The sequence below is a fragment of the Leptolyngbya sp. CALU 1928 genome, from assembly GCF_056784215.1.
The window spans coordinates 1-12,900 of record NZ_JBXBCE010000005.1; the positions used below are offsets into that span (position 1 = coordinate 1).

Genomic DNA, 12,900 nt, shown 5'->3' on the forward strand with positions numbered 1-12,900 from the left:
TCTAGACGAATCGTTGCCATACGCCTAAATCGCGCAAAAGCGATGTTCTACAGAAAAGATAGAACAGGGAGTTTATCCCATTATTTACGTCTTTAGATGGGGTTTTGTTTGGGCGATCGCTCTTAATGTGAAGGTTGAGCAAGCCGCAAGGAAACCCCGCAATGTCAGAAGCACAGAAGTCGAAACACGTTCCCGAAAACATCAACGACGAATGGGAACACGATTTGCATCCAGACTCCATGGCCGGACAAAATCATGGGATTGAAAGCTCACTCGCTGAGCTAGAAGCACCCACCGCATTCGACCTAAAAGAGGTACAGGATCATTTATTTGGTCTCAGTAGCGACGAACTAAAGCGCATTCCAGTGCTACCGGTGGGAACTCGATTAAAGCAAGGGGCAACTTATATCGATCTAAATGATCCAAATCGAGAGCAATTTAGCGCGATGGGCAACCAGGAAGCCAGCGCCGATAACTGGTATGTACCCAAAACCGAAGTGGATCATGAACTCTGGAATCTGCTAACGGGTGTACAAGATCCAAATCGTCTCGATCAATCTAGCCACGTCTAGACTGACCCTCATTTAGGCTTGACCCTGGAATCTTGCAGACGAGCACGCTCGCGGCCAACTGGATGGCTCGCTCCTCATTCCACCAAGGAGATGCTTGCCACCATTCCCAAAGTGGGCGGCTTCCTTTACTTCGGTTGCAGCGTTGGCAAACGGGCGCTAAGTTTGATTTCACGTCTAATCCACCCTTCGATCTCGCCACGATATGATCCAAGGTCAGAAATCGGGGAATGCATCCACAAAAAGCACACGCTCCCCCAAATCTTTGCTTAACGGCTGCCTTAAGCTTATGCTTTTGCGGTTTAATCAGTTCTCTGAGGGGTGGGTGTGCGCTCATCTCGCGTGTTGTTAATGGATTGCCATTAGTTTACTAAAGAAAAGAGTGAAGCCACGATGCATAAAATGCGTTTGAGCAAAGCCTTAAATAACTCACTCCATCACACTCAAGCAGGACTGCAATGTATCAACTTCCTCCCCTTAGATCGTCAGGGTATCAGGGCTAGCATCACCAGAGAGAAAGGGTTCAGCCCACAAAAACGAGAGTGGGTCACTCATCTGGGCAGCGAAGCCCAGAATGCCACTGTCCTGATGTTCATAAAGCAACTTACCGTTGCCATCAAACAGAAACATTTCACTCCGCTGAGTCAAATGAGTTGCATCTGGCACGTAGGTTTTCCAATGTCCCAACACCTCTGCCATATTCTTCAACCGCAGGGTTGCCAGTTCAAACGGACGCTGAAAGCCCTTACCGCCCGCCAGGTTAAAGAATGAGCCTTTCAAGGGCGGTAGAGGAGTTGCTTTCACCACCTCAGCCTCGGCAATCAGTTGGGGAGCATGGCGATCGCCCTTATAGCCGCGAAACACTTCTGCCAGGGTGCCCGGACTGCTGATGCCTGCACACATCAACATCAGATTCAACTAGGCGTTTTGCCCTGAAGATAGCAGAGGCACTTTAAGGGGTTGACCCGACATAAGATGCTGACTCAACCCCACTTTCAGCAGTGCCAACAAAAACAATGCCAGAAATGAAATCCTCGCTCCATGCCAGTTCAATTGCGCTTGGAGGACTTGCTTTAATTCGCTATATTGGCTCATAGGGTTTCTCATGAGTGTGGTAATTCTGATGAAACCCCACCCTACTCATTCTTTCAAGCTTTTTGTCCCGTACTTAGATTGCATAGTCGTCACCTTGAAGCCTATTAGCATTCAGCCCCATCCAGCAATATTGCAAATAACCAGGGAGTGGTTAGCAGAAGTTGATTGGAGGTCGATGAGTGGAGAAGCTTAAAGAAGCGATGCGATCGCGCCTTAGCAAACTCTTAGCAATCTGCCTCAGTTCACCCGTGTGAATTTGTGAAGCTTACGTAAATTTACGGCGTGAATAATATTTTCCATTCTGCTAGGCAATCCTACTAAGACTTCGGTTATTCTCTGAGTTGGGATATTTCTATATTTCTGCCCCAGCAGTTCTTGCTTGCTGGGCTAATTTTTATTGCAACCCAATTTGTTTCCATTCTCAACTACAGGAATAAAAACTCAATGCTTGATGCTCAATCGTTCTCTGGCGTATCCAATGGTACGTCGTTGGATGCTGCGGTTCATCGATAATGAATGGTGGATTCCTTCACGTCGCCTAACCCAATTCCACGGGGTTTAGCCAGCCTTTGCGATTGCCCTTCACTCTAAAAAAAACGGGTAGCAGTGCCCCTGTCAAAGAAATCGCCTTTGTCGATGCCGCCTTACCAGATTATCAAACTTTGGTGAATGGACTCAGTCCCACCACCGCGGTCTATCTGCTGACTGCAGGCAATGAGTTGAGCCAGATTAGCCAAGTGTTGGCAGGCTACAGCAACCTAGCGGCGGTGTCGCTCTATTCTCACGGCACCAATGGAGCCTTACAACTGGGCGATACTAGCCTCAACAGCAACACGTTACCCGACTATGCAACGTTGCAATCCTGGGCGGGGGCATTCAGTCAGGATGCCGATCTGCTGTTCTATGGCTGTGACCTGGCAGCGGATACCACTGGACAGGACTTTATTCGCCAGATTGCCGCCCTCACGGGTGCAGATGTGGCGGCATCGAGTGACCTGACGGGCAGTGCAACCCTCGGTGGCGACTGGGATTTGGAATTTAGCACGGGCAGCATTGAAGCCTCCGATGTCCCCTTTATTGGGCAAAGGCAGCCTATCAGAATGTGCTGGCAACCTACACAGTAACGACGACTAACGACATAGTCGATGCGGGTGACGGCGTTCTCTCATTGAGGGAAGCGATCGTCGAGGCAAATACCAGTGTCGGTGTGGCAGATACGATTAACTTCTCGCTCAGTGGCACGATTAACCTCGCCAGCCTGGGCGTCCTCACGCTGACGGACAGTGTTCAAACGACCATTGATGCTACCGGACAGCAAATCACGATCACGGGCAGCACCAACACCGCCTCTCTCATTAGCAGCGGAGCAGTTGCCACTCTCACAGGGTTGACCATCAGCGGCAACTCAACTCAGGAGAGAGGCGGCGGCATCCGGAACAGTGGCACACTGACGGTGAGTAACAGCACCATCATCGGCAACTCGGCGAGTTTTGACGGCGGCGGACTCTACAACGATGTCGGTACAGTGACGGTGAGCAACAGCACTATCATTGGCAACTCAGCAAGAGCCATAGGCGCTGGCCTTTACAACTACTTCGGTACACTGACGGTGAGCAACAGCACCATCATTGACAACTCGGTCGAGCTTTTCCAAGGCGGTGGCATCTTCAGCAGAGATGGCATATTGACGGTGAGCAACAGCACCATCATTGGCAATTCGGCACCTAGGGAGGGTGGTGGCATCAAAACCGACCGCACCAATACGACGTTGAGCAACAGCATCGTCGCAGGCAATACCGCCACAAGGGGTAGTGAGATTTCCGTATTTCAAAGTTCGCTGACCTCCAGCTACAACCTGTTGGGCGTTAACGGCAACAGTGGCTTATTTAGTCCACAATCCAGTGTGTCCAGCACCGGGGATATCACGACCGATAGCGTTGCCCTCAGCGCCATTCTTAACACCACCCTCGCTAACAATGGCGGTCTCACCCAAACCCTCGCCCTCGTCGCCGGTAGCCCTGCCATCAATGCGGGCAGCAACGCGCTGATCTCCGCTGGAGTCACCACCGACCAGCGCGGTTTTGTTCGCATTGTCGGCGGCACGGTAGACATCGGTGCCTTTGAGTTTGGCTCTGCCCCCCCCAACAGCCCCCCCATCGCCCGCAACGACAGCTTCACCATCAACGAAGACACCGTGCTGACGGGCAACGTGATCACCAACACGACTCCCAACGGTGCCGACAGTGACCCAGTATGGACCGGTCGACCGTCGGCTCCGTGAATGGCAGCGCGGCAAATGTGGGTAGCGCCATTTCCCTGGCGAAGGGGAGCCTGACGCTCAACGCCAACGGCAGCTTTAGCTACACTCCCAACGCGAACGCCAACGGTAGCGACAGCTTCACCTACACCCTCAGCGATGGCACCGTCGCCTCTAACATCGCCACCGTCAGTCTTGCCATCACGCCCGTTAACGATGCCCCCATCGTGGCGAATCCCTTGGGTAATCAATCCAGTCCCAAAGATACAGCGGTGAACTTCACCATTCCCGCCAACACTTTTAGCGATGTGGATAATGCCACTCTCAGCTTGAGTGCAACGTTAGCCAATGACACGGCTCTACCTGCCTGGTTAAGCTTCAATGCAGCAACTCGCACCTTCTCTGGCACCCCCATCACGCTCAACTTCAACGGCACCCTAGCACTGAAAGTGACGGCAAGTGATGGGGAGTTTTCCACCTCCAGCCCCTTTAATCTGGTGATTACGCCCGTCAACGATGCGCCAGTGGTTAGCGCCATTGCCAATCAAAACGCTTTCCAAAGCACAGCAACGGCTCCCATCTCCTTCACCATTAGCGATGTGGAAACCGCAGCGAGTTCCTTAACGGTGACAGCATCCTCCAGCAACACCGCTTTGATTCCCAATGGCAGCATTGTCTTGGGAGGCTCTGGTGCCAACCGCACGATTACCCTCACCCCTGCTAACAACCAGTTCGGCACGGCGACGATCACGGTTAATGTCAGCGATGGTACGACCATCACCCCGACTACCTTTACCGTCACCGTCGGTCGTAACCTGAACGGCGGCAATGGTAAAGATACCCTGAATGGCACCGCTGGCAACGATTGCCTCGATGGTGGCAATGGTGAGGATACTCTATTTGGTGGCGCTGGCAACGACTTCTTGTTTGGCGGCAACGGGGATGATGTGTTGCGGGGTGGATTGGGTAACGACATCCTCAACGGGGGCAATGGCAGCGATCGCTTTATCCTGACCGCAGGGGAAGGCACTGACACGATTCAGGACTTTCAGAATGGCATCGACAAATTCGTTCTGACCGGGCGATCTGACCGACAATGAACTGACGATTCAGCAGGAGGCACTCGTACCAAGCTATTGGTGACGGTGCATACGGGTGAGGTGCTAGCGTATCTCGATAATGTCAACTTCAACCTGATTGATGTCACCGATTTTGTCGTGGTGTCCTAGCCTCAATCAAAACCGCGATCGCTCTTTCGGTGTAGAAGGGCGATCGCGTTAGATTTTGACCGAAAGTCCGATACCTAAACAGGTGCGCCCTGTTCAGAGCACGTTTTCTTAGGCGACAGGCTGCTGGCGCGAGGTTCGCATTAGGGTGACAAACTGCTCAAACAGGTAATCGGGGTCGAGCCGATATACGACCAAAAAAGTGCAAGATGAGCTGGAAAGCCTTATTTGAATTGAGTTTTAGAGAATCTATTGAAGGCGAGGCTCAGAAGCAGCACTTTTGTGTGAGCGGCAGAAGTGCTACGAGAGCATGGAGCTTTCAGCCGTTGAAACCACATCAAAAAAGGCTATGTACGACTGATTTTTGATTAGTACAATGTCCAAAAGTAGTCCAAACCTCTACTACTCAAGGGTTTCAGCAGTACAGCTTAAATCATCTATTTCCTGTAACTCCTACAGGGAAGGAGTTACAGCCTCATGTTACACTTTTTTGGTCGTATGTCGGCTCGACCCACCGTTCGCTTGCCGACGAATACTGTCAAGGCCAAGTACCGAGAAGTTACGCTTAATGGATATATGGTCAGGTAATTAATCAGCAAAACTGATTGGACTAAATTAACTGTTTAAAACGGCTGAAACGCCCTATTTCCGTTGCTTAATTGCTGAGTTCGCAATTAAGCAACGGAAACATCGGTGTCTGAAGTCTTTATTTGGGCTTCTACCAACTGCAAAACGCATGTTTTGGGATAGCATTTAGTGCAAAAGTAGGTCATCAGGTAAATACCCGCTTTTTCTGAAATTAGGAGAACTTATCACTCAAGTAATACTAACCCCCTTGCTGGGCAAGAGGTTCAAGCAAATGGCTGATTTTTACATGAATCGTTGCCGGACCCCATGTTGCTTCAATCTTAAAAATAACTCAGTGGTTTCCTAATCAATTTGCGTAATTTCGATCGCGGTTGGCTTAGAAAGGATACGCGACCACTTTTTGGTGGGAATGAGCTATTGCCGTTGTGAATCGAAGGTGCGATCGCGGTTTGTTTAAGGGAAGGCAAATGGGATGGCAGGCAAGGATGCGACGGAGCTTACAGGGTGGAGTCTCCGAAATAGGCGATCGCGCGGCTGAAGTTGGAAGTGTTAACGGCGATCGCGAAATGATCAGCCACTCCTGATAATTGTGATACTTAAGAAGGTTGATGACAATTCCGTATCGTCTCCTAACCTGTAGGTCATCTATGAACCAAAATTGGCGATCGTACAATCGAGGCATCATTCCACTCGTTGGACTATTGCTGCTGAGTAGCTGCACAACACAAGCCGATAAGCCTTCTCCCCAAGCTCAATATTCTGGATTTGAAGTCAAATTTCTGGTGGGTAGTGCCCTCGCAGATATTTGTAATCAGACCGCCGAAAAATTCAATCAACAGCGCCCCAAACTCGACAATGGCAAAGAGTTCTTTCTATCTTGCAAAGCGGAAGGTAGCGGTGATGTAGTCACCGCTGTGGTTTCCAAGGCGCAGCAGTTTAAGTCAGGTACGCTTCCGGCAGATTCGCCAGAGTTTCCGACCCTAGTTTCCGTGGATGGCGAAATTTATCAAAGCCAGTTGATTTATCAGATGAATCAACTGTTTCCGGGACAAAACTACATTCCCGACATTACCGATTCGCCGCTGATTGCCAATAGCCCGATGGTATTGATGGCGCAAGCGGATATTGCTCCCGGTCTGCAAAAGCTGGATGACCCGTTTAAAGTGTTGGGCACCGCTAAAACCCATAAAGAGATTGATCCGGCGAGTCCGGCGATCGCAATCCACTACGTCCAAACCGCTCCCACTCGCTCCAACTCTGGTTTGCAAACCCTTGTCTCGCAGTTCGCTTCTGTTTCGGGCAAGCGCCCAGAGCAAATGACCGTCGAGGATGTAACTCGCTACCAACCGCAAGTACAGCAGATTCAAAGCAAGGTTACTCGTTATGGCGTGTCTACCAATTCTCTCGCAAAGGCGATGGTGAAAAACGGCGCATTTTGGGCATCGGTTGGGTCGGTCTACGAATCTTCCGTAATTGAAGCCAACTCCACGCTACAACCCGGACAGCAGCGCTATCAGGCGGTTTATCCCAAATCCACTTTTACGTCTAATATGCGGGTGATTTTGCCCAAGGCTCCTTGGGTGAGCGTGGATGAAAAAGCCGCCGCAGAACAGATAATTACCTACTTGCAAACCTCAGAGGCTCAAGCAATTGTCACTAATTTAGGGTTGCGACCCGGCAAACCTGGAGTCCCCCTTAGCCCGAAATTTACGGCAGAGTTTGGGGTGAATCCGCAGGCGCAATATGACTCCTACCGTCCGCCCAAGCCGGAAGTAGTGAACGCCATGTTGAAATCCTGGCAGGTTGCTGCTAAAAAGCCTTCGCTGGTGGTCGTAGTGGTCGATTCCTCTGGTTCTATGAGCGGTAATAAACTTCCCGCCGTCCAAAGTACTTTGCAAACCTACATCAATAGTTTGGGACCCAAGGACACCATTGCGCTGATTGATTTTGATTCGGAGGTTCGCCAACCCGTGATGGTGGATGGTACACCATCAGGACGCGATCGCGGCATTCAGTTTATCAGCAGCCTCAATGCCGACGGTGGCACCCGCCTGTATGATGCGGCGTTGGCAGGTCGCAACTGGCTCCAGCAAAATCTCCGCAAAGATGCGATCAATGCCGTGTTGGTGTTGACCGATGGCGAAGATACCGGCTCTTCCATCAAGCTCGATGGACTGAGTGCCGAACTGCAAAAAAGCGGTTTCAACAGTGACCAACGCATCGCCTTCTTCACCGTGGGCTATGGCAAAGAAGGGGAATTTGACCCCACTGCTTTGAAAAAAATTGCTGATCTAAACGGCGGCTATTACTCAAAAGGCGAACCTGAAACGATCGCAAAGTTGATGGCAGATCTACAAGTAGAGTTTTAGAAGTGCGAGGTACGAAGTGCGAATGTCGAGTTCAAAACTTAAAACTTGCACTTCGCCACATAGCGCTATTGGGCACTCAAGAAACGTCATTCGTCATTTGATATGAAACTGGCAAATCCTTTGGTTTATCCCTTGTCTGTGCTGGCGGGTGCCGTGGTTTTAGTGGCAGGAGTGAGGCTGGCAAATCTGCCGTCGTGGGTGATATTGCCGATCTCAGCAGCGATCGCCACGGGGGGTGCTATGGTGCAAAAAAACTCTGAGCCAGTTCCCATTTTAGAAAATCCAGCGTTGGAGCAGGAGTTGAAATCGGTGCGGTTACAAGCCACTAATTTGGCAACAAAGGCAAACAGTTTACGCCAAGAGGCAAGCCGATTGTTGACTGAGGCGAATCAAATGGATCTGTTGGTGATGGTGCAGTCTGCGTGCGATCGCGCCACAGAACTTCCCGCCAAAATTGATCAATTAAGCCGACGAATGCACGGAGCCGATTCTCTGTTAGCCGTGGAAGAATTGCAGCAGCAGCTAACCGAAGTCACCACACGCATTCCGACCAGTTCTGGGGTTGCCCGTGACCAACTCAACCGCCTTGCCGATAGTCTGCGACACAATATTCAACTGGCACGTCAAGGCGAAGATGCCCGTCAAGCCCAAGTATTGAGCCTGTCTACCCTGATTCTGGACTCGGCAGGAGTGCTTCAGGGAATGCAAAACCAAATTCGTACCGCTAACCTGACCGAGGCAGATCAAGCGGAAGAACTGCGATCGCTCAGCAATGAATTCAGCCTTTTTCAAGATCACATTGGGCTGATAACAAGGGGCAAATAGTAAATGACAAACTCCGAACGCTGTACCCCGAACGCCGTACTTACGAAAGGATGCCAGCTATGAAAAAGAAGGATCAACTAACGCGGCGATCGCTGCTTTCCGGTGCCATCATTCTGACCGCGTTGGTGTTGGCTTATGCGCCCATTCCAGGGTTGCGGCAAGCGATCGTGGTAGTCAGCGGCACGGAATTGCAAGAACCCCTGCAAGCGATGGAAGCCAAGTTCAAACAGAGCCATCCCAATATTGATCTGACGCTGAAGTTTCAAGGATCGCAAGAACTGGTTAATAAATATCTGAATGACCAAAACGACTTTAAGCCGACGATTCTGATTCCTGCTAATGGCGATCTACTCAAAGAGCTAGAAACCCGCTGGAAAACTCAAAACAACAGCGACCCGTTTCAGGAAGCGCCTCGCCCCATTGCAAAAACCATGCTCGTGGCGATCGCCTGGGCGGAACGCGGCAAAGCCTTATTTCCTGATGGACGCTTCCGCTGGGATCGGCTAGAACAGGCAATGAAAAGCGGCTCCTGGAACAAAATCGGTGGACAAAAAGACTGGGGTAGCTTTGATTTTGTCATGACCGACCCCATCCGCTCCAATAGTGGACAACTCACCCTCAGCCTGTGGCTGCAATCCAAACTGGGTGGGACACTGACACCAACCGAGTTAAATTCCCAAAATGCTCAATCTTTGGTGAGTCTCGTCAAGCGATCGGTCTATCAACCACCCCGATCTAGCGATGCGCTGCTGCAAGAGTTCATTGTGAGGGGACAGAACGATGCTGATGTGGCAACGGTGTACGAAAGCAATGTGCTGTACCGCTGGCAGCAATCCGCCACTACTCAGGGCAAACCTTACCAAATCTATTACCCCAATCCCACGATGGAAACCACTTCCACCGCCGCGATCATTCAGCGTGACGTGGATAGCAGTAACGCCAACGCTGCCAAGCAATTTCTCGACTTTCTCACCCAACCCGAACAGCAAGCCGTCTTTGTGCAGTATGGCTTTCGTCCCGTCAACGCAGCCGTCGATCTCCAATCCGTGCCCAACAGCCCTTGGCGACAAAATATCCCTGGCAGCGAGGTAAAGCCGACAACCCAGATCGTTTCCTTACCCGATGCACCCGTGATTGAAGAAATTCAGCGTTTATGGGAGCGATCAAATTAGCGATACTAACGCGATGGGCGACTAAAATTAGGCTGAGACAAGCTGCTCGAACTGCAAGGGGTTGGGACTGTGACGGTTAAGGGGGGTGAGATCAAGCAAGCAATCCCTGTTACGGTGACAAGAGTCGGGTTCCACGTGGGCGCTTACGTTTGATGGGTTCAACCCCGATCCTGGCAAGCTGCTTGTGACTGGCGAGCTGCTAGAACAATGCGAGCACAGGCTTTTGCATCAGACAACGCTTGATGATGCTCTAGCTCGATGCCCAGGTATTCACAAACATTGGGCAGTTTCGTCGGACGCAGGTTCCAGGTCTTACGAGCAAGTTGCACCGTACAAACAAAGGGCTGTGGCGGTCGAGCAATGCCATAAAGGTCACAGCACGCATAGAGCACGCCCTGGTCAAAAGAAGCATTATGGGCGGCTAGAAAAGCAGCACCCTGAAGGATCGACTGCATCGAAGCCCATATTTCACCAAAGGTCGGTTGGTCTGCCACGTCCTGCCACCGAATGCCATGAACGTGGGTGAACCGGAAGGTCGCACGCGGCGGACGCAGCAAGTAATGCACCTGCTGCACAATGAGATCGTTTTCCACGCGGATTAACCCTACCGAGCAGGCACTATCGCGCCCATGATCAGCGGTCTCAAAATCCAAAGCAACAAAGGTGGTCATGAAGTAGACCTGTGGGTAGTGTTGGCAGAGCTAAACGTATCAGACAATTTGGATCAACTAGTCACAGGTCTAGCGCACTACCACAAAAAAGTAGGAAAAAAGATGACAGAAAATCAATCACGTTCAGAGATGCTCCATCGAACACTGGGCAATACCGGAGAGAAGGTTTCTGTGATCGGGCTGGGGGGATGGCACCTCAGCTTGAAGCACATCGATGAGTCACTGGCGATCCGGCTTGTACGCACGGCGGTTGATCGGGGCATTACTTTCATGAATAACAGTTGGGATTACAACGATGGAGCCAGTGAGATTCGCATGGGGAAAGCACTCCGCGATGGGTATCGTGACAAGGTGTTTCTGATGACGAAAATTGATGGGCGCTCTAAAAAAGAGGCTACCAAACAGCTTAATGAATCCCTCAAACGCCTGCAAGTTGACTACATTGACCTGGTACAGCATCACGAAATCCTGCGGTTTGAAGATCCGCATCGTGTGTTTGATGAAGAGGGAGCAAATGCGGCGTTAGTTGAAGCCAAAGAGTCTGGAAAGCTGCGTTACATCGGTTTTACGGGGCACAAAGACCCGCAGGTTCATTTGCACATGCTAGAAGTCGCAGACAATCATGGCTTTCAGTTTGCTACGGCTCAAATGCCATTGAATGTAATGGATGCCCACTATCGGAGCTTCGCTAAACTGGTTGTGCCAGAACTGGTAAAACGCAATATCGGCGTACTGGGTATGAAAAGTATGGCAAACGGGATTCTGCTGCCCTCCAAGACGGTCACCCCGATCGAGTGTCTCCACTACGCACTGAATCTGCCGACCTCAGTTGTGATCACTGGCATAGACAGTATGGAGTTTCTTGATCAAGCGATGGAAGCTGTACAGACATTTCAGCCTATGACGGACGAGCAGGTGCAAGCGTTGTTAGCCAAAACGGCAGAAGCAGGAGCACGCGGTGAGTTTGAACCATTCAAAACCTCATCCATTTTCGATGGCACTGCCCAACATCCAACCTGGCTTGGGGAAGAACCCCAGCGCCTTCAGCAACTGATGTCAGCCTGATGAAAGTATGGGTAGTTTAAAGCCGTTCCAGAAGCTGAATGGTGAGACGGGCGATTAAGCACGCCTCGGGATTGTAAATTAGATTGTGTCAAAGCTCATACTCACTAATATCAATATCCTCATTCCAAACAATTCCATAACCGCTCTCCATAGTACCCAAATTTAGGATGATCGCATAAGGGTAAACCTATCAAATATCTATAGAATGGCTGAAATCCTAGATCCCACGATCGCTCAAGATCTGCACAATCACAAAAGCGACTAAACCCATTGCCGCCGCTCTCAGTTCCAACTTTTCTAGCTTGGTTTTGAGAGCGGTAATTTGTTTTTCAATCTTGCTCAATTTTTTGCCACGGGCGATCGGGTGCTAGTCGCGTTGGAGTATTGGCGAGAGTACCGCACGTACTTTCACATCGGCAGCAGTTGGGGCAGCAGCGAAGCGACAGTCTGCCGGATTGTTCATTGGGTGGAAGACCACTTGATGCGTTCAAGATACTTCCGCATCCCAGGGAAGAAGCGCTTGGTTCAGGGATTTGGTCGTCCCAAGGTCGTGGTGATTGATGTCACTGAAACCCCATACGCCTTCGGCGGGGCGTAGCCCTACGAGCGCCCCCAGCAGTATCAACGCCAGTTCTATTCCGGCAAGAAAAAACGACATACGCTCAAATGCCAAGTCGTGATTGACCCGCACACTGGGGCAGTCATCTGCTTGTTTTTTGGCAAAGGGAGTCGGCATGATTTCAAGCTGTTTCAAGCCTCAAAGGTGCATATCCACCCGGAGACCGAAAGTTTGCAAGATAAAGGCTATCAAGGTATCCAAAAGCTCCATTCCAACAGTCGCTTGCCTATCAAGAAACCCAAGGGGGGATCTCTCAGTGCAGCCGAAAAAGCGATGAACCGCGAATTGGCGGGGGAGCGGATTGGGATTGAACACGTCAATCGCCGCTTCAAGATCTTTAGAATCCTGGCTGAACGTTACCGCAATCGCTGTCGTCGTTATGGACTGCGCTGCAATTTAATTGCTGCCTTGTACAACTATGAATTATCTCTGGAGGCTTAATCA

13 protein-coding genes and 1 pseudogene are annotated in these 12,900 nt (G+C 50.7%); 10 read left to right on the forward strand and 4 right to left on the reverse strand.

Annotated elements, in window-relative coordinates; translation table 11 throughout:
* The first annotated feature begins 161 nt into the window (after positions 1–161).
* Complete coding sequence (locus AC1S5B_RS20465; RefSeq protein WP_482037549.1) at positions 162–572, forward strand: hypothetical protein; 411 nt, start codon at positions 162–164, stop codon at positions 570–572.
* Here AC1S5B_RS20465 and AC1S5B_RS20470 read toward each other — a convergent pair.
* The 3 genes from AC1S5B_RS20470 to AC1S5B_RS20480 form a co-directional block, all read right to left on the reverse strand.
* Positions 559–906 (reverse strand): HNH endonuclease, encoded by a 348-nt coding sequence (locus tag AC1S5B_RS20470; RefSeq protein WP_482037550.1) that lies wholly within the window; start codon positions 904–906, stop codon positions 559–561. The genes AC1S5B_RS20465 and AC1S5B_RS20470 overlap by 14 nt on opposite strands.
* A 140-nt stretch (positions 907–1,046) precedes the next feature.
* Entirely contained in the window at positions 1,047–1,478 is a 432-nt protein-coding gene (locus AC1S5B_RS20475; protein WP_482037551.1) for a hypothetical protein, read from the reverse strand.
* A gap of 9 nt (positions 1,479–1,487) precedes the next feature.
* Positions 1,488–1,664, reverse strand: coding sequence for a hypothetical protein (locus AC1S5B_RS20480; protein ID WP_482037664.1), 177 nt, complete (start codon positions 1,662–1,664; stop codon positions 1,488–1,490).
* Between the two features lie 575 nt (positions 1,665–2,239).
* On the opposite strand from AC1S5B_RS20480, the gene AC1S5B_RS20485 reads away from it, so the two are divergent.
* The 7 genes from AC1S5B_RS20485 (at position 2,240) to AC1S5B_RS20515 (ending at position 10,101) form a co-directional block, all read left to right on the forward strand.
* The gene (locus tag AC1S5B_RS20485; protein ID WP_482037552.1) at positions 2,240–2,788 is read left to right on the forward strand and encodes a DUF4347 domain-containing protein; all 549 of its coding nucleotides are present in this window, start codon (positions 2,240–2,242) and stop codon (positions 2,786–2,788) included.
* 485 nt (positions 2,789–3,273) lie between these two features.
* Positions 3,274–3,945, forward strand: a complete 672-nt coding sequence (locus AC1S5B_RS20490; RefSeq protein WP_482037553.1) for a choice-of-anchor Q domain-containing protein — start codon at positions 3,274–3,276, stop codon at positions 3,943–3,945.
* A complete protein-coding gene (locus tag AC1S5B_RS20495; RefSeq protein WP_482037554.1) occupies positions 3,918–5,021 on the forward strand; it encodes a tandem-95 repeat protein in 1,104 nt (367 codons plus the stop codon). The genes AC1S5B_RS20490 and AC1S5B_RS20495 overlap by 28 nt, the downstream gene beginning before the upstream one ends.
* Before the next feature lie 1,139 nt (positions 5,022–6,160).
* Positions 6,161–6,319, forward strand: coding sequence for a hypothetical protein (locus tag AC1S5B_RS20500; protein ID WP_482037555.1), 159 nt, complete (start codon positions 6,161–6,163; stop codon positions 6,317–6,319).
* A 63-nt stretch (positions 6,320–6,382) separates the two neighbouring features.
* The gene (locus tag AC1S5B_RS20505) at positions 6,383–8,104 is read left to right on the forward strand and encodes an extracellular solute-binding protein (protein ID WP_482037556.1); all 1,722 of its coding nucleotides are present in this window, start codon (positions 6,383–6,385) and stop codon (positions 8,102–8,104) included.
* Between the two features lie 102 nt (positions 8,105–8,206).
* Complete coding sequence (locus AC1S5B_RS20510; protein ID WP_482037557.1) at positions 8,207–8,929, forward strand: hypothetical protein; 723 nt, start codon at positions 8,207–8,209, stop codon at positions 8,927–8,929.
* Positions 8,930–8,988: 59 nt separating this feature from the next.
* Positions 8,989–10,101, forward strand: a complete 1,113-nt coding sequence (locus AC1S5B_RS20515; RefSeq protein WP_482037558.1) for a substrate-binding domain-containing protein — start codon at positions 8,989–8,991, stop codon at positions 10,099–10,101.
* A 158-nt stretch (positions 10,102–10,259) separates the two neighbouring features.
* Here AC1S5B_RS20515 and AC1S5B_RS20520 read toward each other — a convergent pair whose 3' ends face one another.
* The gene (locus tag AC1S5B_RS20520) at positions 10,260–10,772 is read right to left on the reverse strand and encodes a 3'-5' exonuclease (RefSeq protein ID WP_482037559.1); all 513 of its coding nucleotides are present in this window, start codon (positions 10,770–10,772) and stop codon (positions 10,260–10,262) included.
* A gap of 102 nt (positions 10,773–10,874) precedes the next feature.
* Here AC1S5B_RS20520 and AC1S5B_RS20525 point away from each other — a divergent pair, with 102 nt between their 5' ends.
* Together AC1S5B_RS20525 and AC1S5B_RS20530 are read left to right on the forward strand one after the other, a co-directional pair.
* Positions 10,875–11,837 (forward strand): aldo/keto reductase, encoded by a 963-nt coding sequence (locus tag AC1S5B_RS20525; RefSeq protein WP_482037560.1) that lies wholly within the window; start codon positions 10,875–10,877, stop codon positions 11,835–11,837.
* 361 nt (positions 11,838–12,198) lie between these two features.
* Positions 12,199–12,897 (forward strand): annotated as a pseudogene (locus AC1S5B_RS20530) (IS5 family transposase); the annotation flags it as partial.
* Positions 12,898–12,900 lie beyond the last annotated feature (3 nt).